19 protein-coding genes and 1 riboswitch are annotated in these 20703 nt (G+C 70.3%); of the genes, 5 read left to right on the top strand and 14 right to left on the bottom strand.

Annotated elements, in window-relative coordinates; genetic code table 11:
* Position 1: 1 nt before the first annotated feature.
* Complete coding sequence (locus HFP15_RS14040) at positions 2-1186, top strand: hypothetical protein (RefSeq protein WP_210717208.1); 1185 nt, start codon at positions 2-4, stop codon at positions 1184-1186.
* A 23-nt stretch (positions 1187-1209) separates the two neighbouring features.
* Here the strand turns inward: HFP15_RS14040 and HFP15_RS14035 are convergent, their stop codons facing one another.
* A complete protein-coding gene (locus tag HFP15_RS14035) occupies positions 1210-2025 on the bottom strand; it encodes a GntR family transcriptional regulator (protein ID WP_168515481.1) in 816 nt (271 codons plus the stop codon).
* 89 nt (positions 2026-2114) lie between these two features.
* Between HFP15_RS14035 and HFP15_RS14030 the strand changes: the two genes are divergently transcribed.
* Together HFP15_RS14030 and HFP15_RS14025 are read left to right on the top strand one after the other, a co-directional pair.
* Positions 2115-3158 carry a YeiH family protein gene (locus tag HFP15_RS14030; RefSeq protein ID WP_312871584.1) on the top strand — a complete coding sequence of 348 codons (1044 nt, stop codon included), beginning with the start codon at positions 2115-2117 and terminating at the stop codon, positions 3156-3158.
* A 63-nt stretch (positions 3159-3221) separates the two neighbouring features.
* The gene (locus HFP15_RS14025) at positions 3222-3947 is read left to right on the top strand and encodes a TSUP family transporter (protein ID WP_168515477.1); all 726 of its coding nucleotides are present in this window, start codon (positions 3222-3224) and stop codon (positions 3945-3947) included.
* 6 nt (positions 3948-3953) lie between these two features.
* On the opposite strand, the gene HFP15_RS14020 is transcribed toward HFP15_RS14025, so the two are convergent.
* The 11 genes from HFP15_RS14020 to HFP15_RS13970 are packed head-to-tail and all read right to left on the bottom strand — an operon-like array spanning position 3954 to position 14895.
* Positions 3954-5012, bottom strand: a complete 1059-nt coding sequence (locus HFP15_RS14020) for a phosphotransferase (RefSeq protein WP_168515475.1) — start codon at positions 5010-5012, stop codon at positions 3954-3956.
* Positions 5013-5040: 28 nt separating this feature from the next.
* Positions 5041-6651, bottom strand: a complete 1611-nt coding sequence (locus tag HFP15_RS14015) for an MFS transporter (RefSeq protein ID WP_168515473.1) — start codon at positions 6649-6651, stop codon at positions 5041-5043.
* A gap of 30 nt (positions 6652-6681) precedes the next feature.
* Positions 6682-7116, bottom strand: a complete 435-nt coding sequence (locus HFP15_RS14010; protein WP_168515471.1) for a nitroreductase family deazaflavin-dependent oxidoreductase — start codon at positions 7114-7116, stop codon at positions 6682-6684.
* A gap of 10 nt (positions 7117-7126) precedes the next feature.
* The gene (locus HFP15_RS14005; RefSeq protein ID WP_168515469.1) at positions 7127-8374 is read right to left on the bottom strand and encodes a cytochrome P450; all 1248 of its coding nucleotides are present in this window, start codon (positions 8372-8374) and stop codon (positions 7127-7129) included.
* Positions 8375-8381: 7 nt separating this feature from the next.
* Positions 8382-9161 (bottom strand): SDR family NAD(P)-dependent oxidoreductase, encoded by a 780-nt coding sequence (locus HFP15_RS14000; protein WP_168515467.1) that lies wholly within the window; start codon positions 9159-9161, stop codon positions 8382-8384.
* 3 nt (positions 9162-9164) lie between these two features.
* On the bottom strand, positions 9165-9371 hold the full coding sequence (locus HFP15_RS13995; RefSeq protein WP_168515465.1) for a ferredoxin: 207 nt from the start codon (positions 9369-9371) through the stop codon (positions 9165-9167).
* A gap of 1 nt (position 9372) precedes the next feature.
* A complete protein-coding gene (locus tag HFP15_RS13990; protein WP_168515463.1) occupies positions 9373-10575 on the bottom strand; it encodes an amidohydrolase family protein in 1203 nt (400 codons plus the stop codon).
* A 24-nt stretch (positions 10576-10599) separates the two neighbouring features.
* Positions 10600-12069 carry an aldehyde dehydrogenase family protein gene (locus HFP15_RS13985; RefSeq protein WP_168515447.1) on the bottom strand — a complete coding sequence of 490 codons (1470 nt, stop codon included), beginning with the start codon at positions 12067-12069 and terminating at the stop codon, positions 10600-10602.
* A 14-nt stretch (positions 12070-12083) separates the two neighbouring features.
* A complete protein-coding gene (locus HFP15_RS13980; protein WP_168515445.1) occupies positions 12084-13280 on the bottom strand; it encodes a thiolase family protein in 1197 nt (398 codons plus the stop codon).
* On the bottom strand, positions 13277-13690 hold the full coding sequence (locus tag HFP15_RS13975; RefSeq protein WP_210717207.1) for a Zn-ribbon domain-containing OB-fold protein: 414 nt from the start codon (positions 13688-13690) through the stop codon (positions 13277-13279). Before HFP15_RS13975 ends, HFP15_RS13980 begins: the two co-directional genes overlap by 4 nt.
* Positions 13687-14895: a CaiB/BaiF CoA transferase family protein gene (locus tag HFP15_RS13970; RefSeq protein ID WP_168515443.1), complete on the bottom strand. Its 1209-nt coding sequence runs from the start codon at positions 14893-14895 to the stop codon at positions 13687-13689. The genes HFP15_RS13975 and HFP15_RS13970 overlap by 4 nt, the downstream gene beginning before the upstream one ends.
* Positions 14896-15050: 155 nt before the next feature.
* Between HFP15_RS13970 and HFP15_RS13965 the strand changes: the two genes are divergently transcribed.
* Both HFP15_RS13965 and HFP15_RS13960 read left to right on the top strand, forming a co-directional pair.
* Positions 15051-16499 carry a class I adenylate-forming enzyme family protein gene (locus HFP15_RS13965; RefSeq protein ID WP_168515442.1) on the top strand — a complete coding sequence of 483 codons (1449 nt, stop codon included), beginning with the start codon at positions 15051-15053 and terminating at the stop codon, positions 16497-16499.
* 24 nt (positions 16500-16523) lie between these two features.
* Complete coding sequence (locus HFP15_RS13960) at positions 16524-17159, top strand: TetR/AcrR family transcriptional regulator (RefSeq protein ID WP_210717206.1); 636 nt, start codon at positions 16524-16526, stop codon at positions 17157-17159.
* Positions 17160-17357: 198 nt separating this feature from the next.
* On the opposite strand, the gene HFP15_RS13955 is transcribed toward HFP15_RS13960, so the two are convergent.
* Together HFP15_RS13955 and HFP15_RS13950 are read right to left on the bottom strand one after the other, a co-directional pair.
* Complete coding sequence (locus HFP15_RS13955) at positions 17358-19607, bottom strand: heavy metal translocating P-type ATPase (protein ID WP_168515440.1); 2250 nt, start codon at positions 19605-19607, stop codon at positions 17358-17360.
* Complete coding sequence (locus tag HFP15_RS13950) at positions 19604-20488, bottom strand: DUF8832 domain-containing protein (RefSeq protein WP_168515438.1); 885 nt, start codon at positions 20486-20488, stop codon at positions 19604-19606. The genes HFP15_RS13955 and HFP15_RS13950 overlap by 4 nt, the downstream gene beginning before the upstream one ends.
* A gap of 127 nt (positions 20489-20615) precedes the next feature.
* Positions 20616-20687: riboswitch (S-adenosyl-L-homocysteine riboswitch) on the top strand.
* Positions 20688-20703 lie beyond the last annotated feature (16 nt).

The following is a 20703-nucleotide window of genomic DNA, read 5'->3' as shown; positions in this document are numbered from 1 at the left end:
GATGATCTCGCGCCGACGCCTGCTCACGCTGTCCGCCATGCTCGCCGCCACGCCGGTCACGGCGTGCGGCACGGGCTCCTCGTCCTCGTCCCCGTCCTCGTCCTCGCCGGCACCCGCGCACGTCGTCGCGCCGCCACCGGAGGGCGTGCTGGCCGCCAACCTCAACCAGAACCTGGACTCGCTGCGTTTCGACGAACTGGAGTACGTCCGGGCGAGCTGGGTGCGTGGTTTCTACTCGCTGCGGCAGGGAAACGACACCTCCCAGCTGGCCAGCCTGCTGACCGCGGCCAACGCCGGTTACGGCACCGTGCTGAACCTGAAGTTCGACTACCCGCAGGGGCTTCCGCGCGCGGGCAGCGACACGATGACCCAGCTGCTGCGGCGGCTGGACGACGTACTGGCGGCCACCATGGGCACAATGTCCATTGTGGTCGTCGGCAACGAGCCGTTCTACGAATGCGGCAAGGACGACCGCACCAGCGCCGCGATCAACACCTTCTACGAGCAGATCGCGCAGCACGTGCTGGACTACCGCGGCCGCACGTGCGGTACCGGCTGCCGCACGGAGATCTACCTCGGCGCGCTCACCGACCTCAACGATCCCCAGGGCCGTACGCCGCAGACCGAGCGCTGGATGGAATTCGTCCGGACCACGCCGGCGCTGGCGGGCACCGACTGCCATCCGCACGTGCCGTCGCTGGAGGACGGTCAGCGCTACCTGGACTACGTCGTGCCGAGGCTCGGCACCGGCCAGAAGTTCCTCGCCACCGAGTTCTCGCTGATCAAGCTCTACCGCGAGCACATGAAGGACCGCGTGCCCGCCGCCTACGCCGCTCGCCGGCACCTGCCCGCGGCCACACCGGTCTGGCAGGTGCTGCGGGACTTCCTGCGCAAGCCCGTGCCGCAGGCACAGTGGATGGACTTCTTGACCTCGTGCCCGTGGTTCGCCGACACCCAGACGTTCCTGACCGACATGGTCACGCGCTTCCGCCAGAGCGGACGGTGCGCCGTGGCCGCCTACGGGATCACCCAGGACGCGGCCATGAGCCAGGACTTCGGCCCGGACTCGTCACCGTGGATCCTCAACAGCGTGTTCTGCCCGCACACGGTGCAACCCGGCCCGGACGGCCTTCCCGGCCAGAACACGGTGTGGGCACAGCAGTTCCGCAGCGCACAAGGCCAATGACAGTCCACTGAGGACTCTCGCGACTACGCGGTGACGAACTCCGTGCGCGAACCGAGCAGGCGGTATCCGACACGGCCGGAAAACTCCGCGGTGAGCGCGAACCGGTCACCGCGGACCAGCGTGTGGCGCCATTCCACCGGCCGGCGCGACGCCGTGCCGAGCCTGCTGATGGATAAGGCGGCCGCCTGCTCGTCGCACCGGAGCTGGGCTCGTTCGGCCGCGGTCGGGATGACGGCGCGGATCTGCTCGCAGCCGTGGTCGAGCCGCAGCCCCGCGCGCCGGAACAGCTCGCCGTAAAGGCTGGTGTGCTGGAAATCCGCGTCCAGCAGCGGTTCGGCCAGTTCGGCCGGCAGCCAGACGCGGTCCAGCGCCAGCGGCTCGTCCCCGGCGAGGCGCAGCCGCTCCAGATACAGCAGCGGCGCGGACGCCTCCAGCCCCAGCCGCTCGGCGACCACGGCGTCGGCACGGACGTCCAGCGTACGTACGACGCTGTACTGCTTCAGCCCGGCGGCCTCGACGGCGGCGAACAGGCTGTAGAGCGCGCCGACCGGCTGGGTGATCTCCGCGGGCGGCGCGACCCGGGGCTGCCTGCCGCGCTCGGCCACCAGGATGCCCCCGGCCCGCAGTTCCCGCAGCGCCTGCCGGACCGTCTGCCTGCTCACGCCGTACTCCTCGGCCAGCGCGAGCTCACCGGGAAACCGGTTCGCGAACTCGCCGCCTTCGATCCGGCGCAGCAGCAGCCCCTGCAGCTGCCGCCACAGTGGCGCCGTGCTCTCGCGGTCGAGGCCGTTCACGGCACCGACAGTACCCAGCCCAGGTCCCGGCCCCGATGTGCCCATGGCCACCTTCACCCGTTGATCACTTGGCAAATGTACGTACATCTCCTACGTTATTGGTACATACATTTGAGGGGAAGGGGTTCCGAGTAGTGAATGCGACGGCGATTCGCCCGCAGGTCACCCACGCCGGTGCGCTCGCGCGCCGGCTGCCCGGACTGGCGGCGGCCGTCGTGGTCGCCGCCGTCGCGACGGTCGCGGGCCGGTTCGCGCCGGTCGTCGGCGGGCCGGTGTTCGGCATCGTGCTCGGCGCGGTCGCGGGAGCGCTCGTCCCGGGCCTGCGCGGCGAGGTGTGGCGTCCCGGTTACGCGATCGCCGCCCAGCCCGTGCTGCAGCTGTCGATCGTGGTCCTCGGCACCGGCCTGTCCCTGCGGCAGGTCGTCGAGGTCGGCGGCGGTTCGCTGCCGGTCATGCTCGGCACACTCGCCGTCGCACTCGGCGGGGCGTGGCTGCTGGGGCGGCTGCTCGGGGTTCGCGGTGGCACGCAGACGCTGATCGGCGTCGGCACCGGCATCTGCGGCGCCTCCGCGATCGCCGCGACCAGTGCGGTCATCAAGCCCAAACAGGCCGAAATTGCCTACGCCGTCGGCACGATCTTCACGTTCAACATCGCCGCGGTGCTGCTGTTCCCGCCGCTGGGCCATCTGCTGGGGATGAGCCCGCACTCGTTCGGCCTGTGGTCGGGCACCGCGATCAACGACACGTCGTCGGTGGTGGCGGCGTCCTTCGCCTACGGCGGCGACGCCGGGAGCTACGGCATCGTCGTCAAGCTCACCCGGACGCTGACGCTCATCCCGATCGTGATCGTGCTCGCCGTGCTCGCCGCGCGGCGGGAAGCGGGCGGGCGGTTCGACCTGCGCACGATGCCCTGGCGCAAGATCGTCCCGCTGTTCCTGATCGGGTTCCTCGCCGCCGCGACACTGGACACCCTCGGCGTGATCCCGGCCTCCTGGCACGCGCCACTGTCCACAGCGGGCACGTTCCTGATCACGACCGCCCTGGCCGGAATCGGTCTGTCCCTGCGCTTTTCCGATATGCGCAAGGCCGGGCACCGGCCGCTGCTGCTCGGCGCGCTGCTGTGGGTGGCGGTGGCGGCGGCCAGCCTCGGCCTGCAGGCGCTCACCGGCACCCTGTAACCGGGCCGGGCCCGGTCGCGGAGGTACGGTGGCCGTTGGTACCACGGAGGTCTGCGGCAGCCGATGACGACACTTGTTCTCGCGATGGCGGGCGTGCTGCTCGCCTCGGTCATCGGCGGTATCACCGGTTTCGCCACCTCGTTGCTGTCTGCGCCGTGCTTGCTGCTGCTCGGTTTCGGCATCGCCGAGGTCGTGGTCGTCAACCTCGTCGCGACGCTCGTCAGCCGGGTCGCGGTGCTGCTGCTGTCCCGGCATCTGGTGGACTGGCGCACCGTCGCGCTGCTGACGATGGGCAGCGCGCCGGGTGCGGCGGCCGGCGCGTTCACCGTCGGGTATCTGGACCAGCACGTGCTCAAGACCGTGACCGGCATCGTGATCGCCGTACTCGGCGTGTACCTGCTGCTACGCAGCGAGCAGCGGGCCGCCGTCCCCGGCAAGCAGGCCTACGTCGGGGTCGGCGTCGTCGGCGGTTACCTGTCGACGTCGATCTCGCTGAACGGCCCGCCCGTGGCGTTGCTGCTCGGGCGCGCCGGGCTGACACCGGCGCGGTTCGTCGCCGATTTCGCCGGTTACTTCGTCGGCACCAACGCCATCTCACTGGCACTGCTCGCGCTCAACGGCCGGGTCCCCGGCGCGGTGCTGTGGCCGGCGCTGCCGCTGCTCGCCGTCGCCGCGGTCGCGGGCAACCAGATCGGCGTCCGGCTCACCCCCGTCATCCCGCGCCGGGCGTTCGCGCTGGCGGTGAAGCTGCTCGTCATCGCCTCCGGGGTGGTCACCGCGGTGTCCTGAGCCGCCTCAGACGCCCACCGCGCCGTAGGAGTCGTGGTCGGCGGCGGCGGTGCCCAGCCGGGTCTGCAGCACGGTGGTGATCTTCGGGTCGACCAGCAGGGTGATGCCCCACAGGAAGAACCCGTGCAGGACACCGCGGCGGATGCCTTCCCAGGCCTCGTTCTCCTGCGGTGCCTCGATCCCGGCGGCACGCAGCCGGTCGAGGTAGTGCCGCACGAGATCCTTCTCGCAGGCACGGCGGTCCTCGACGGTGAGCGCGGACGCGAGGTGGTACCCGACGTCGAGGTACCACGGCCCGCGCTGCACCAGCTGCCAGTCCAGCAGCGACGGCCTCCCCTCGCCGTCGAGATACAGGTTCCCGATGTGGGTGTCCCCGTGGATCACCGCCCACGGCCCGGCATCCTCGGCGATCCGCGCGCACAACGTCCGGTACGCCCGCACCAGCCGTTCCGCGTCGCGGACCTCCTCGGGCACGCCCGCACCGATCCAGCTCGTGAAGTTGCCGTGGATCTCCTTGAAACCACGGGACTCCGCGTGTTTCTCCAGTCTCGGCGTGAGCCAGTCCGCCGCCGCGAGCCCCGGGTCACCCCACGTCGCGGCGTGCAGCTTGGCCAGCTCGCCGAGGCTGTCGGCCACCTGCGAAGGCGTGTACTCGCTGGTGGCGTCGAGAAACCGGCCACCCTGCGCGACGACGTCCTCGGTGATCACCACACCGTGCCCGGTTCCCGGTTCGATGTCGGCGTAGACGCTGCGCAGAGTGCGCACGCCGGTCGGTTTGGCGACATCCCGGTAGAACGAGACCTCGAACCGTCCGGTGTGCCGCGCGGGCCAGGCCTGTTCGGTGAAATACCCCTTGCCGCACAGATCCGGCGACAGTCCCTCCGGGACACCACCCGCGCATTCGATGCGGAACCGTGCGTTGGTGGACATCCGGCTCACCACCGGCCCCGGGGTCACGCCGGTGACCTGGATACCGGGATAGGCCGGGTCGAGCGCCGAGGTGAGCCACTCCGGCGACAGCAGTGCGTCGACCGTGCGGGGCGGAAAGCAGTTGGCAGCGGGCATCGATGACTCCTGTCGGGAAACGGGTTGGCTACACGAGCGGTTCGCCGCCGCGCGCCGGCACCCGGCCCGCGCGCAGGACCAGTGCGAGCACGATCACGGCGGCACACGGCAGGGCGCCGAGCAGCAGGTAGGCCTGGCTGAACCCGGCGTCGGTGTAGACCTGCGGCACCGTGGTGGTCACCGGCTGCGCGCCCGGTGCGGCGATGGTCATCCGCAGCGGGTAGGAGGCCAGCACCGACGCCAGCAGGGCGGTGGACACCGACGTGCCGACGCCGCCGAAGACCTGCACCACTCCGGTGCTGACGCCCTGCCTGCTCGCGGGCACGGCGTCCATCACGAGGTTCGGCCACGCGGCGAAGAAGAAGCCGGAACCCAGCCCCAGCAGCAGGCCGATCGAAACCTGTTCCTGCCACGTGGAATGCCAGTTGATCCACAGCGCGCACGCCGCGCACACCGACACCCCGGCCACGATCATCGGGATGCGGGCGCCGATCCGCCTGGCGATGTATCCGCCGACCGGGCCGAAGATCATGGTGAACACGGCGATCCACACCGAGATCCGCAGCGCCAGTTCGAGCACCGAATACCCGGCCGCGTAGCCGACGTCGCCGTCGAGCGTGATGAATCGCTCCATTATGGACGCCGGTGCGCCGGCTTTGGCCGCGACGCCCTGTGCGATCTCGTGGTGCAGCTCACTCGCGCTGGGCGTCTCGAACAGATACGCGGTCAGCACCGCGATCAGGCTCTGCACGCCGGTGAAGAAGAAGGATGCCACCATCACGATCAGCACCACCGGCGAGCGCAGCAGCGACAGCTCCATCATCGGCTCGTCCACGCGCCGTTCCCAGAGCACGAACAGCACCAGCAGGAACAGCCCGCCGAGCAGGAAGCCCAGCGATTTCATGGCGGTCCAGCCCCACGTGCCGCCCTCGCTGAGGTAGATCAGCGTGACGCCGACGCCGCCGCCGAACAGCAGCGCGCCGAGCACGTCGAACCGTTGCCGCACCCGGACTTCCGACTCGGGCACCACCCACGCCAGCACCGGGATCATCACGAGCATGTAGATGACCAGGAACCAGAACACCGACCGCCAGCTCAGCGAATCGGTCAGCAGGCCGCACACCACCGGGCCGATGATCGAGGCGACCCCGAGCCCGGTTCCGATGAACCCGACGGCGATGGGAATCCACCTGCGCGGGAACAGATCCCGGATGATGCCGTAGTTCACCACGGCCATCCCCCACGAGACCGACGCGACGCCGCGGCCGGCCAGGAACAGCGGCCAGCTCGCGGTGAGCGCGCAGGTCAGCGAGCCGAGCACGAACAGCCCGCTGCACACCAGCAGCAGCCGCTTCTTGCCGTAGAGGTCGGCGGCCTTACCGACCAGTGCCATGGTCGCGCCGCTGGCGACGCCGAGAATCGTGATGGCCCAGCTGGTGCTGCTGCCCGACTCCGGGAACGACCGGCCGATCTGCGGCAGGATCATGGTGACCATGGCGATCTGGAGCGGGACGATTTCGGTGAACAGCACCAGCGTCACCAGGATGCCGATCAGCCTGCCCCTGGATGCTTCGGTGAGCCGGCCGGAGTCCTCCTCCGGCACGGTTCTTGGTTCGGGTTTTGCCGTGTACTCGGTCATGATGCATCCCCATTGATGCTCGGACTCGGGTCAGGAAGGTGAGAGCACGACCAGCGGGATCCGCCGGTCGGTGCGGGTCTGGTACACGTCGTAGTTGGGCCAGACAGCGGTCATGATCTTCCACAGCCGCTCCCGCTGCGCGCCCTCGGCGGTGCGCGCGGTGACGGCGACGACACGGTCGCGGACCTGGATCGTGGCGCTGGGATCGGCGGTCAGGTTGAGGTACCACTGCGGGTGTTTCGGCGCACCGCCCATGGAGGCGACGACGAGGTGGTCCTGCCCGTCGGTGCCGAAGATCAGGGCGGACGTGCGCCGCTGTCCCGTCTTGCGGCCGGTGGTGGTCAGCAGCAGCGTCGGGACGCCGTTCCACACGTAGCCCACCTCGCCACCGGTCTCGCGGTAGCGGCGGATGTGCTTCTCGCCCACCAGATCGAGGTCGGGCGCGGTGTAGCCGGGCTCGCTCATGGTTCTCCGTTCACCGGTCGAACAGGACGGGGATCTCCGTGACGCCGCGCTCGTACATGCCGATGTAGCGCGGCGGTTCGGCGCCGGGATCCAGCCGCAGACCGGGCAGCCGGTCCAGCAGCGCCCCGATGCCGGTGCTGATCTCGGCGCGGGCGACGTGCATGCCGAGGCAGATGTGCGGCCCGCCGCCGAACGCGAACGACGCCCGCACCTTGCGCGCGATGTCGTACTCGTCGGGCCGCTGCCAGCGCGCCGGATCCCGGTTCGCCGCGCCCAGACACAGGTGCACGACCGCGCCTTCGGGCAGGGGCACGCCCTCGAGTTCGGTGTCGCGGGTGACGTAGCGGGAGAACATCGGGTCGGTCGGCATCCAGCGCAGGGCCTCCTCGGTGGCGGGTTTGAGCAGCGAGCGGTCCTCGCGTATCCGCGCCAGCAGTTCCGGCCGCTGCAGCAACGCGGTCAGCGTGATGCCCATCTGCTTCCACGTGGTCCCGGACCCCGCGGCCAGCAGCAGGAGCGCGAACGAGTTCACCTCCGCGTCGGACAGCCGGTGCGTCACGCCGTTCTCGTCGGTCAGTTCCGCCTGCACCAGCACGCTGATCAGGTCGTCGGCCGGTTCCTCGCGGCGCGCGGCGACGATCGGCTGGATCATCCGCACCACCTCGTGCGGTTTGTCCAGCGCCGCCCGCAGATCCAGCGCCTGTTCCGGGGCGATGCCGAAGCTGCCGGTGATGGTCAGCACCGGGATCGCCGCGCAGAAGTCCACGTTGAGCTCCGCGTGGCCGTCCGCGACGAAGCCGTCGATGAGCGCGTGCACCGTCGAGGAGATCCAGTTGTCGATCCACCAGTGGGCGCGGGCGGGCACGAACGACGGCTGCACCAGCGCGCGATATCGCCGGTGCTGTCTGCCGCCCATGGACAGCATGCTGTTCGTCGCCGCCGGCTCGCCGTCCAGATCGACGGGTTCGGACGAGGACGAGAACACCTGCGGATTGCGGTAGACCGTGTCCAGCGCCCCGTAACTGAACGCCGAGAAGTGCGGGCGGTCCGGTTCGGGCAGGCCCTGGAACACGTAGTCGCCGGGATATCCGGTCAGCTCGTGCACCGTGCCCTCGTGCACGGCCGCCTGCTCCCGCAGCCGCCGCCACGCCGGATACGGATCGCCGGTGACGTCCCCGCCGCTGCGGCTGTTGAAGCTGCTGCGCAGGTCGAACAGCGTCTTGATCCGGTCGCGGTCCAGTGCTCGCGCTTCGGTCATCGCGGGTTCACCTCGCCACGTATCCGCCGTCGACGGGCAGCAGCACGCCGGTCACGTTCGCGGCGCGGTCCGACACGAGGTACACCGCCGCCTCGGCACAGTCCTCGGCCGTGATCGGGCGGCCGAGCGGGTGGTTCTCGCCGGTCGTCTTGGCCGCCTGTTCGAGGACCTCCGGCGCGGCCGGCATCCCGCCCGCCGCCATGAATCCGGTGTAGGGCATCCCCGCCGGGCAGATCGCGTTGCAGCGGATGCCCTCGGGCGCGCATTCGATCGCGACCGCGCGGGTGAGCTGGTGCACCCCGCCCTTGGTGGCGCCGTACACCGTGCCGCCCCAGCCGACCAGGCCGGCGACGGAGCCGGTGTTGAGGATGACCCCGCCGCCGCCCTGCTGCTTGAACCGCAGCACCGCGTGCTTGCAGCCGAGGAACACGCCGCGCAGGTTGACCGAGGTCAGCCGGTCGAAGTCCTCGACCGTGTGCTCCTCCAGCCGCATCCCGAGCCGCGGGGTCGGGATGCCCACGTTGTTGTAGAGGATGTCGAGCCTGCCGAAGTTGCCGGCCGCCGTGTCCAGCATCGCGATCACGTCCGCCTCGGCCGAGACGTCCGCCTTGACCGCGACGGCGGTGCCGGCCGCCTTCTTGATCAGCTCGACGGTTTCCTCCACCCGGTCGAGGCTGATGTCGGCGCACACCACACGCGCGCCCTCCTCGGCGAAGCGCAGCGCGGACGCCCGGCCCACGCCCGATCCGGCGCCGGTGATCACGGCGATCTTGTTCTCGAGCAGCATCGATCAGGCTCCTGTCTCATCCGCCACAAGGCTGAGCGCGCCCATCGGGCACGCCTCCACCGCGGTGCTGATCACCTCGGCCGGATCGCCCGCCGGATCGGCGACGACCGCCTTGCTCTCGTCATCGTGTGCGAAGGTGTTCGGCGCGTAGACCACGCACATCCCGGTGCCGAGACAGGCTTCCCTGTCCACGGCGGGCCGTCCGTCCATGTCAGACCCCGGCGAGCACGGGAGGTTCGGCCGGGGTGAACCGGTAGAGCCGCTCGGCGTTGCCGCGCAGGATCTTGTACTGGGTCTCCTCCGGCAGCCGGCTGATCTGGTCCTTGACGACCTGGATGCAGTTCGGCCACGTCGAGTCCGAGTGCGGGTAGTCGGTCTCGCACATGATGTTGTCCTCACCGATCTCGCCGATGCTGGCGATGCCGTGCTTGTCGTCGATGAAGCAGCCGTAGATGTGCTCGCGGAAGGTGGCGCGGATGTCGAGGGTGTCCAGGTCGAGATCGCCCTTGCCGCCGTGGTCGGCGAACCTGGCGCCCTTTTTGACCCAGTGCCGCTGCTTGTCCAGCACCTGCTCGGCGCGCTCCAGGAAGTAGGGGATCCAGCCGATCTCGCCCTCCGACAACGCGATCTTCAGCTTCGGGAACCGCTGGAACAGCCCGGAGAACAGCCAGGCCAGCATCGTGCCGGACGTGCGCGAGGCACCCCAGGTCAGGTTCGCCATGAACGGGGCGTCCTTCGCGATCTGCGGCAGCTGCGAGGACGAGCCGACGTGCATCGAGGCGACCATCTCCAGGTCGTTCGCGGCGGCCAGCACCGGGTCCCAGTAGTGGTCCTTGTCGTGGATCGTCGGCAGGCCAAGGGGTTCGGTGTTCTCCGAGAACGCGAACGTGGTCGCGCCCTTGCCCGCGCAGCGTTCCATCTCCTTGACCGCCAGCTGCGGGTCCCACAGCGGAATCAGGATCAGCGGGATGTAGCGGCCCGGCGCCGAGCCGCACCATTCCTCGATCATCCAGTCGTTGTAGGCCTGCAGGCACACGAAGCCGAACTCGCGGTCGCTGGCCTCGTAGAACAGCTGGCCGCAGAAACGGGTGACTGTCGGAAAGCACAGTGACGCCAGTATCCCGGCCCGGTCCATGTCCTCCACCCGGGCGCGGGCGTCGTAGCAGCCGGGTCGCATTTCACTGTAGGGCAACGGTTCCGGGCTGAACTCCTCTTTCGACTTCCCGGCCACGGCGGACAGGCCCGAGCTGGGGAAACGCTTTCCGTCATAGACCCAGAAGTCCATGCCCTTGTCGTCGACCTCCATGTGCGGGGCACGGTCGCGGTCCTTGGCCGGAACGCGGTCCAGCCACAGGTTCGGCGGTTCCAGGACGTGGTCGTCCACCGAGATCAGCCAGTCGAGATTGCGATTCATGTGTTCCTCCTCGTGATTCAGGCGTCAGCGCGGATCGCCGATGGACAGATGCTTGACTTCCTGGAACGCCCTGATGCCCTCGGTGCCGCGTTCGCGGCCGAGCCCGCTCTGCTTGTAGCCACCCCCGGGGGCGTAGGCGCTGAACATGCCGGTGTTGACGTTGACCGCGCCCGACCGCAGCCTGCGCGCGAGGGCCGTCGCCGCCGCCACATCGTTGCCGTAGACCTGGTTGGACAGGCCGAACTCGGTGTCGTTGGCGATGCGCACGGCGTCGTCGAGGTCGCGGTAGCCGAGGATCCCGATGACGGGGCCGAAGATCTCGTTCCGGGCCGCCGGGTTGTCGTTGTCCGGCAGGTCCAGCACGGTCGGTTCGAAATAGTAGCCGCGGTCGAAACCCTCGGCCCGTTTTCCGCCGAACGCGACCGTCGCGCCGTGTTCCTTCGCCTGTGCCACAAAGCGTTCGCACCGGTCACGGGCGGCGGCGTTGATCACCGGACCCATGAGCGCGGATTCGTCGTCCGGGGCACCGACCTTGATCGCGGCATACGCCTGCGCGACCGCGGCGACGGCTTCGTCCTTGCGCTCTTCGGGCACGAGCACGCGGGTGGCGGCCACGCACGCCTGCCCGGCCGTGATCGCGACGACGGCCATCGCGCCCCGGCCGACCCGGTCGAGGGCGTCGGGCAGGTAGATCTGCGCCGATTTTCCGCCCAGCTCCAGTGCCACGTGTTTCACGGTCGGCGCCGCCTGCGCGAGGATCCGCCTGCCGACCGCGGTCGATCCGGTGAACGACACCATGTCCACGCACGGGTGTGTGGTGAGCAGTTCGGCACCGGTGGCGCCGCCCTCGACCACGACGCTGAGCACACCCGGCGGGATCCCGGCGGCCTCGGCCGCTTCACCGAAGGCCAATGAGGACAGTGGTGTCAGCGGGCTGGGCCGCAGTACCACCGAGTTGCCGGCCATGAGCGCGGGAATCACCTTCTGCAGCGCCATCATGATCGCCGCGTTGTACGGGGTGATCGCCGAGACCACGCCGACCGGCTCGTACCGGCGCACGCTCAGCGTGGTGCCGTTCGCGACGAGTTGCTCGACGGGTACCGGGTTGGGTTCCTCGTGCGGCATCGACAGGTACAGCTCGATGGTGTCGCGTGCCAGCCGCAGCCCGCCGACGAGCTGGGTGCCGCGCGCGTACCGCAGGGGCTGGCCCGCCTCGGCGGACATGGTGGCGACGAGCGTGTCACCGCCCGCTTCGAGGTGATCGAGCAGGGAACGCAGGATTCTCGCCCGCTCCCCCGCCGTGAGCTCGGACCAGATGCCGCTGTCGAACGTGCGGCGCGCCTCGGTGATCGCGCGCTCGATTTCCACGGCGGGCGCGGCCGAGACGTCGGCCACGTGCGATTCGTCGGCCGGGTTCTCGACGGCGAAGGTCCGCTCGCCCTCCACCCATTTGCCCGCGATGTACGAGCACCGCCGGGAGATGATCGCTGTCACGAGAAACCCCTTCGTCAGAAAGCTTCGGCGCTGTAGACGACAGCGCCCCCGTAGTGCGGCGACGACTGGCACGCGACGCCGATGGCCGCCGTCGGCCGCTGCCGTTCGCCGGCGCGGCCGGAGAGCTGGAGATAACATTCGAGCATCTGCGGAATGCCGTGCATGCGCCCGTTGCCGAGCGCACCGCCGCCGGAGAGCACGGGCAGCCCGTCGGCCCGGTCGCTGTCGATCCGGCCGTCCTGCACGAAGCGGTGCGCCTCCCCGGCCGGGCACAAACCCAGGGTTTCCAGCCAGAACCACACGAACGGCGAGAAACCGTCGTAGAGCTGCGGCAGGTCCACTTCGGACGGTTTGACGCCCGCGCTCGCCCACAGCCGCTGCGCCATGGTGGTGCCGGCGCCCATGATGTCCTCCAGCGGCCAGTGCAGCGGAAGGCGCCTGGTGTGCGGCAGACTCTTCGCGTAGCCGGACACGTACACCGGGCGGTGCGGCAGATCCCTGGCCCGTTCCGCCGAGGTCAGCACGAACGCCGCGACGCCTTCGACCGGGATGTCGCAGTCGAGACGGCAGACCGGGTCGACGATCGTGGGCTCGGCGAGATAGCGCTGCGCGGTCAAGGGTTTGCCGTACCAGTACGACCACGGGATGCGGGCACCGTTCTTGCGCGCCTCCACCAGCACGGCGGCCATCGCCTCGCGCGAGGCACCGTAGCGCTGGAGATACTCGTTGTACGGCAGGGCGATCATCGACAGCGGGCCGAAGAACCCCTGAGGCGCGGTCCATTGCTGGGCGCCGGTGGCCCCGGTCATCGGGTTGGCGTGGTAGCGGCCGGGCGGGTTGTGCAGCGCGCGGTAGAGCAGCACGTGATCGGCCGCGCCCGCGGCGATCGCGTTGACCGCCAGCTCGACCGCGCCGGGAATCTGGCCGATGCCCTGGAAGCCGGCGACGTAACGCGGTTCGGTGCCCAGATGCTCGGCCAGCCAGGCCGCGGTCACGGTGCTGACCCCGTCCTCGGCGGTGTGCGCCCCCGCCGTCGGGAACAGCGCCGCCGTCACCACGCCGTCGACCTGCTCGGGCGCCAGGCCCGCGTCGGCGATCGCGGCGCGCGCGGTGTCGATCGTGGTCGCGCCCAGCGGCCGGTCGGCGTGCCTGCGGACCGGACTGTGCGCGTACCCGGCGATGGCGACCTTGTTGCTGACGGACAGTCTCATGCCGCACCCGCCAGTGCGAAGGCGGGCACCGAGATACCCGGCGCGATGTCCTCGAACGCCACGCGCACCGGTGAATCCGGCCGCACGGGCGCGTCCGGCCCGTCGAGCAACCTGCCGATCATCCGCAGCTCGGCCTGTTCCGGCAGTTCGACGTCCACCAGCAGGTACGGCACGGTGAAACCGGACAGGAACGACTGGCGCACCACCGCCCAGGAGCGCACCCGGCCGATGCCACTGACCGGTTCGAACACGAACCCCGGATCGGTGCTGCCGCAGTGCGGGCAGCTCAGATCCGGCGGGATCGCGTAGCGCCGGCACGCCGAGCAGCGCGCGACGGTGAGCTCGTGCCGGGCGGCCGCGTCCCAGAACGGCCGGGACCGCTCGTCGGGCACCGGCACCGGGCGCGTCACAGCACGACTCCCGCGTCCTTCAGTTCCGCGATCTGTTCCCAGGAATGGCCCAGCTCCAGCAGCACCGATTCGGTGTGCTCGCCGTGTTCGGGCGCGCGGCGCAACCGCGGCCCCCGCTCGTCGAACTGCACGGGCACGGCGGGCAGCCGGTAGGACAGCCCGTCGGCGTCGACCTCGCCGACGTAGCCGTTGGCCACCACCTGCGGATCGTCGAGCAGCTCCTCCACCGCCTGCACCGGAGCCCACGGCGCGTCGATCCGCGCCAGCAGGTCCTTCCACTCGTCGAACGTGCGTTTGGCGAACTCCGCCGACAGTTCTTCGGCGCAGGCCACCCGGTTCTCGTGCCGCGCGGCCATGTCCGTGAAGCGCGGATCGGCGGCGAGGTCGGCCCGCTGCAACAGTTCGCAGAAGTCGGCCCAGTACCGGTCGCCCTGCAGGAAGACGAGCTGGATGTGCCGTCCGTCCTTGGTGCGGTAGCTGCCGACGAGCGGGTTGGGCGAGGACTCCCGTCCCGCCGCCGCCCGCGGTCGCGCGCCCTGCAGCGCCGCCAGCAGATCCGAGGACAGCATCCACATCGCCGTCGCCAGCAGCGAAACGTCCACAGTGGACCCTTGACCGGTGCGCTCGCGGTGCAGCAGCGCCGAGGCGATGCCGAACGCGAGTGCCATCGCGCCGTTGCGATCGCCCAGCGCGCCCCGCTGGCCGATGGGTTCCTCGCGGTCGGGCGGGGTCAGCACGTGCGCCATCCCGCCGCGCGCCCAGAACGCCGAGGAGTCGTAGCCGGGCAGGTCGGCGTCGGGACCGCGGACGCCGTAGCCGTGTCCGCGGGCGTAGACCAGGCGCGGGTGCTTCTCGCGCAGCGTGTCCGCGTCGAGCCCGAGCCGGTGCAGCGCGCCGGGACGGAAGTTGGTGAGGAAGACATCGGCCGTGGCCAGCAACTCGTCCAGCACCGCGCGGCCGCGTTCGCAGCTCAGATCCAGTGCGATGCACCGTTTGCCGCGGTTGGCCAGCGCCACCGAGAGGTTGATCCCGCCGCCGTCGGTGCCGATGCCCTGTGTCGCCAGGCCGCGGTAGGGGTCGCCCTCGCGGCGTTCGATGCGGACGACATCCGCGCCCCAGTCCGCCAGCAGCGCTCCGGCGACGGGTACGAAAACCCACTGCGCCAACTCGACGACGCGTACGCCGTCGAACGCACCTTCGTCCACCAAGTGCCTCCTTGCAGCTGGGGTCGATGCGTTAACCCTTATGAAGGTAGAACACCACTCTAGTTTTGTGAATACTTGACTTCTCCGAAAAGTAGATGTTCACTCCAATCGGATGCGCGCTTCCGCCGGGAAACCTTGTGGCGAAAGGGAACGACGTGGGTGTCGAGATCAGCATGGCCAGCCGGATCCGCCAACTCGCCGATCAGTCCCCGGACGAGACCGGGCTGCGCCACATCGGGCTCGACGGAAGTGAGTCTTCGTTCACCTGGAGCTGGCTGCACCGCCGCTCGAGCCGGCTCGCCGGCGCGCTCGCCGAACGCGGCCTCGGCCACGGCGACCGGCTCGGTCTCGGCCTGCGCAACCTGCCGCAGTTCACGCTCGCCACGTTCGCGGCGTGGAAGCTGGGCGCCGTGCCGGTACCGGTGCGCTGGGACGTGCCGGAGTGGGAACTGGCCAGGCTGCGCGAGGTGATCGAACCACGGGTCTATCTCGGCCCGGCCGACCTGCCGTGGATCGACGGCACCGCCGCACGCGAGGTGCCCGACCTTCCGGACGCGATCTCCCCCGAGGTCAACGGGATCTGCAGCAGCGGCTCGACCGGCACGCCCAAGGTCATCCTCAGCCGGCGCCCGTCGCTGTACACCCCCGGCATGGGCGCGGCGTTCGCGGAGATGTGGATGCCGATCCCGAAACCGCAGGAAATCCTCGTACTGGCACCGATGTATCACGCCAACGGGTTCACCACGCACTTCAACCAGCTCGACGGCGACCGCCTGACCGTCATGGAGAAGTTCGACGCGGCGCGGGTGGTCGACGTGATCGAGCGCTACCGGATCTCCACCTTCACCGCGACCCCGACGATGCTCCAGCGCATCGCGGATTTGCCCGGCATCGACGACCGGGACCTCTCCAGCATCGAATGGGTGCTGCAGGGCGCAGCCCCGATGCCGCCGTCACTGGTGCACCGGTGGGCGAAACTGGTCGGCGCGGAGCGGATCGTGATGGCCTACGGGATGACCGAGGGACTCGGGCTCACCACGTTGCGCGGCGACGAGTGGATGACGCACGAGGGCAGCGTCGGCCGCGGCTTCCGCGGCACCGAGGTCCGCATCCTCGACCCCGACGGAGCCGGCGTGCCGGTCGGCGAGATCGGCGAGATCTACCTGCGCACGCCCGCCCAGACCGGCTACCGGTACCTGGGCAAGGCGCCACGGCTGCGCACCACCGCCGACGGGTTCGCCACCGCGGGCGATATGGGCAGGCTCGACGCGGACGGCTATCTCTACCTGGCGGACCGGCGGGTGGACATGATCATCAGTGGCGGCGCGAACGTCTTCCCCGCCGAGGTCGAGGCCGCGCTCATCGACCATCCCGCGATCGCCGACGTCGTGGTCGTCGGCCTGCGCGATGCGGAGTGGGGGCGCCGGGTGCACGCGATCGTCGAAGCGTCGGGGCCGCTCACCGTCGAGGAGGTGCGCCGCTACGCCAAGGACCGTCTCGCGCCGTACAAGGTGCCCAAGACGGTGGAGTTCGTGGACGAGATCCCGCGCAGCGCGGCGACCAAGGTCAACCGGGGCGCGCTCGTGGCCGCGCGCGGCGGCTGAGCAGGGCGGACTACCATCTTGCCGGTGTCGTCCGCGGAGCGCGCAGCCGACCGGTCGCCCAGGGTGAGCCGGTCACGCGAGCGCGGGATGAAGCAGGCGGGCCAGATGCTCGACGCGGCACGGCGGCTGATCCGGTACCGGGGCGACGCGTTCACCACGCAGGAGCTGGTGAAGGAGGCCGGGGTCGCGCTGCAGACCTTCTACCGGTACTTCGCCACCAAGGACGAGCTGCTGCTCACGCTGTTCGGGGATCTGGTGGCCGAAGGCTGCGCCGAGTTCGCCAGGCAGGCCGAGGATCTGCCCGACCCGATCGCGCGGCTGCGCTTCTACATCACGTCCATTTTGGACTCCATCGACGCCGGCGGCGACGAGGAGGCGGCGGCCCGTTTCGTCGTGTCCGCGCACTGGGCCCTGCAACGCACGTTCCCCAACGACATGGCCGCCGCGATGCGCCCGTTCGCGGACCTGCTGCTGACCGAGATCAACGCGGGCATCGAGGCGGGCCTGCTCGAGCTCGACGACCCGGAGAACACCGCGTGGCTGCTCAACGAGCTGGTTCGCTCGGTGCATCACCACTACGCCTACGCACCCGTGCGCTCCCCCGCGACGCGGGATCAGCTGTGGGAGTTCTGCCGCCGCGCGCTGGGTGTGCGGGCGTAGCCCCCGCGTCGAGGGCGCGGGCGGCTACTCCTCTCCCACGTCGTTGCACTCTGCTCTTCCAGGAACACGGTGCCGCCGAACTCGAGCACGTACGACCACGGCCTCGGAACCGTCTCCACCGTTCCCCACGAGAGCCCGGGACCAGCGCCAGTTCAGCCACTCTCCCCAAGCCAGGACTGCCGCCCCGGCTACACGCGGTCAGGAGCTCTTCGCCCCCACGTCGATGGCGCTGCGGAACCCGCGTAGCCGCAGGCTGTTGCTGACCACGAACACCGAGCTGACGGCCATCGCCGCGCCGGCGATCATCGGGTTCAGCAGGCCCGCCGCGGCCAGGGGCAGTGCGGCCACGTTGTAGGCGAACGCCCAGAACACGTTGCCCTTGATCGTGCGCAGGGTGCGCCGCGAAAGCCGGATCGCGTCCGCCGCCACGCGCAGGTCGCCGCGCACCAGCGTGAGGTCCCCGGCCTCGATCGCGACGTCGGTGCCGGTGCCCATCGCGAGCCCGAGGTCGGCCTGGGCGAGCGCCGCGGCGTCGTTGATGCCGTCGCCCACCATCGCGACGACCTTTCCCTCGCCCTGCAAGCGTTTCACCACGTCCACTTTGTCCTGTGGCAGCACCTCGGCGAGCACCGTCTCGATGCCGACCTCGGCGGCGACCGTCTTGGCCACGGTCTCGTTGTCACCGGTCAGCAGCACCGGCGTCAGGCCGAGCCCACGAAGCCGCGCGACGGCTTCGGCGGAGGTGGGTTTGACGACGTCGGCCACGACGAGCACGCCGTGCGCCTTGCCGTCCCAGCCCACGGCGACCGCGGTCTTGCCTTCCGCCTCGGCGGCGGCCTTGGCCTCGGTGAGCGCGGGTGTCAGGTGCTGGCTCCAGTCCGCCAGCAGCGAGCTCCGCCCGGCGAGCACGGCGTGCCCGTCGACCATGCCGTGCACGCCGAGCCCCTCGACGGCGGCGAAGTCCTCGACCGCGGGCAGGTCGCCGGTGCGTTCCCGCGCGGCGTCGGCGATGGCGCGGGCGATGGGATGTTCGGAGGCGTGCTCCAGCGCCCCCGCCAGGCGCAGCACCTCGGCCTCGGTCGCGCCGTCGGCGTGGACCGCGACCAGCGTCATCGCGCCGGTGGTGACCGTGCCGGTCTTGTCCAGCACGATCGTGTCGACGCGGCGCGTGGACTCCAGCACCTCCGGTCCCTTGATCAGGATGCCCAGCTGCGCGCCACGACCGGTGCCGACGAGCAGCGCGGTCGGCGTGGCCAGCCCGAGCGCACACGGGCAGGCGATGATCAGCACCGCGACCGCCGCGGTGAACGCCGCCGACGTGGCGGCACCGGCGCCGAGCCAGAACGCGAGGGTGCCGATCGCGAGCGCGATCACGATGGGCACGAACACGCCGGAGATCCGGTCGGCCAGCCGCTGCACGCGTGCCTTGCCGGTCTGCGCCTCCTCCACGAGCCGCGCCATCTGCGCGAGCTGGGTGTCCGCACCGACCCGCGTGGCGCGCACGATCAGCCTGCTGCCGGAGTTCACCGTCGCACCGGTCACGGCATCGCCCGGCCCGACCTCGACCGGCACCGGCTCGCCGGTGAGCATGCTCGCGTCGACCGCCGAGGTGCCCTGCTCGACCACACCGTCGGTGGCGATCTTCTCCCCCGGCCGCACCACGAACCGGTCGCCGACGGCCAGCCGTTCGGTCGGCACACGTTCCTCGCGGCCGTCGCGCAGCACCGCGACGTCCTTGACGCCCAGTTCGAGCAGGGCGCGCAGCGCCGCCCCGGCCCGCCGTTTCGAGCGCGCCTCGAAGTAGCGGCCCGCCAGGATGAACGTGGTGACCCCGGCGGCGACCTCCAGGTAGATCTCGCCGCCGCCGGTCCGCTCGATGGTCAGCTCGAACGGATGCGTCATCCCCGGTTCGCCCGCCGTGCCGAACAGAAGCGAATACACCGACCACACGAACGCGGCCAGCGTGCCCATCGAGATGAGGGTGTCCATTGTGGCCGCCCCGTGGCGCAGGTTCGTCCACGTGGCACGGTGGAACGGCCACGCCGCCCACACCACGACCGGCGCGGCCAGCGTCAGGGAGATCCACTGCCAGTAGGTGAACTGGAACGCCGGGACCATGGCGAGCACGATCACCGGCACCGACAGCACGACCGAGCCGATCAGCCGCTCCCGCAGCGGCCGGGTGGAATCGTCCTCTTCGGACTTTTCCGGCGGTTCGGCGGTCTTCGGTGTCGCCGTGTAGCCCGCGGCTTCGACCTGCTCGACCAGCTTGGCCGGGTCGAGCCCGGCGGGAAAGCGCACCTTGGCCGCTTCGGTGACGTAGTTGACGGTGGCGGTGACGCCGTCGAGCTTGTTGAGCTTGCGTTCGACCCGGCTCGCGCACGAGGCGCAGGTCATGCCACCGATGACGAGTTCGAGATCGCGCCGCGCGTCCAGCTGTGCCGTCATCGTCCTGCTCCTTCGGTGGGCACGGTGAATTCCGCCGTCCGGACCTTGCCCTCGTGCTGGAAGTCCAGGAAGAGCCGGTAGACACCGGCCGAGGGCACTTCGGCATAGAACGTCACGGCCGGTCCGGGCCGTGTCCTGCCGTCCCCCGGCGCTCCGTCGGGGTGCACGTGCAGGTACGCGAGGTCGCCTTCGCGCAGCGCGACCAGGTGCCCGTAGGCGCCCAGGTAGGGCTGCAGGTCGGTGACGTCGGCACCGTTCTCGCGCACGGTCAGCGTCACCTTCGAGGCCTGCCCCGGCACCAGCTCGCCGTCGAGGCGTACCTGGTAGCCCTCGACCTCGGCCACCCGCGAGGGCGCGTGGGACTCCGGCCGGAAATCGCCGGGGACGGCCAGATCGACGCCGAGCGTGGTGGCCTCGCCACCGGTGGGCGTGAAATCGGCGAACGCCCGGTAGCTGCCCGCCCGCGCCGGCGTGAGCGGGACGGTCCAGGTGCCATCCGGCGCCATCCGCGGATGGACGTGCTGGAAGCCCGACGTGTCGCGGCGCACCACGATGAGGTGCATGCGCTTCTCGTGCTCGACGTCGAAGGCGGTGACCGGACGGCCGTCGGGACCGGTGATGGAGAAGGCGAACTCGCCGGTGGTGACCGTCGTGCGCAGGGGCGTGAAGGTGTAGCCACCGCGTGAGGACGCCAGCCCGTCGGGTTCGTCGGCCGGTGCGGCGTGCCCGCCACCGGCACCTTCCCCGTGCGTGTCCGCCTCGGCACTGTGCGCGGGCGGTTCCGCGGCCACGGGACCGGCCGCGGTGCCCACGGCCCAGCCGCCACCGGCGATCAGCGCGAGCGCCACGCCGTAGGCGGAGAGCTTCCCAGCTGTGTTCATGGCGATTGACCATACCCCCCACCGGTATAGATCGGAAGCACCTTTTACCCTAGGGGGGTACTGTAAGATGTTCACGATGTGGAATCCGGCGTCGTGTGCGCGGCACGAGTCGAGTACCTTGTGGGGAGGCCGAGAGGCGCTGCAACGGACGTGCGCGTCCGCCACGCTCGGCGAACAGCAACAAGGGCGCCTCCCAACGAACACGGGAGGTGCCG

Source organism: Amycolatopsis acididurans (assembly GCF_012328925.1).
Lineage (GTDB): Bacteria > Actinomycetota > Actinomycetes > Mycobacteriales > Pseudonocardiaceae > Amycolatopsis_E > Amycolatopsis_E acididurans.
This window is presented reverse-complemented; position numbering and strand designations above follow the sequence as displayed.

Bases quoted from the DNA above. Each gene is read 5' to 3' on its own strand.
- HFP15_RS13990 (WP_168515463.1), bottom strand. From the start codon at position 10,575: ATGAATCGCAATCTCGACTGGCTGATCTCGGTGGACGACCACGTCCTG.
- HFP15_RS14015 (WP_168515473.1), bottom strand. From the start codon at position 6,651: ATGACCGAGTACACGGCAAAACCCGAACCAAGAACCGTGCCGGAGGAG.
- HFP15_RS13995 (WP_168515465.1), bottom strand. From the start codon at position 9,371: ATGGACGGACGGCCCGCCGTGGACAGGGAAGCCTGTCTCGGCACCGGG.
- HFP15_RS13980 (WP_168515445.1), bottom strand. From the start codon at position 13,280: ATGAGACTGTCCGTCAGCAACAAGGTCGCCATCGCCGGGTACGCGCAC.
- HFP15_RS14000 (WP_168515467.1), bottom strand. From the start codon at position 9,161: ATGCTGCTCGAGAACAAGATCGCCGTGATCACCGGCGCCGGATCGGGC.
- HFP15_RS14040 (WP_210717208.1), top strand. From the start codon at position 2: ATGATCTCGCGCCGACGCCTGCTCACGCTGTCCGCCATGCTCGCCGCC.
- HFP15_RS14005 (WP_168515469.1), bottom strand. From the start codon at position 8,374: ATGACCGAAGCGCGAGCACTGGACCGCGACCGGATCAAGACGCTGTTC.
- HFP15_RS14010 (WP_168515471.1), bottom strand. From the start codon at position 7,116: ATGAGCGAGCCCGGCTACACCGCGCCCGACCTCGATCTGGTGGGCGAG.
- HFP15_RS13955 (WP_168515440.1), bottom strand. From the start codon at position 19,607: ATGACGGCACAGCTGGACGCGCGGCGCGATCTCGAACTCGTCATCGGT.
- HFP15_RS14020 (WP_168515475.1), bottom strand. From the start codon at position 5,012: ATGCCCGCTGCCAACTGCTTTCCGCCCCGCACGGTCGACGCACTGCTG.
- HFP15_RS13950 (WP_168515438.1), bottom strand. From the start codon at position 20,488: ATGAACACAGCTGGGAAGCTCTCCGCCTACGGCGTGGCGCTCGCGCTG.
- HFP15_RS14025 (WP_168515477.1), top strand. From the start codon at position 3,222: ATGACGACACTTGTTCTCGCGATGGCGGGCGTGCTGCTCGCCTCGGTC.
- HFP15_RS14035 (WP_168515481.1), bottom strand. From the start codon at position 2,025: ATGGGCACATCGGGGCCGGGACCTGGGCTGGGTACTGTCGGTGCCGTG.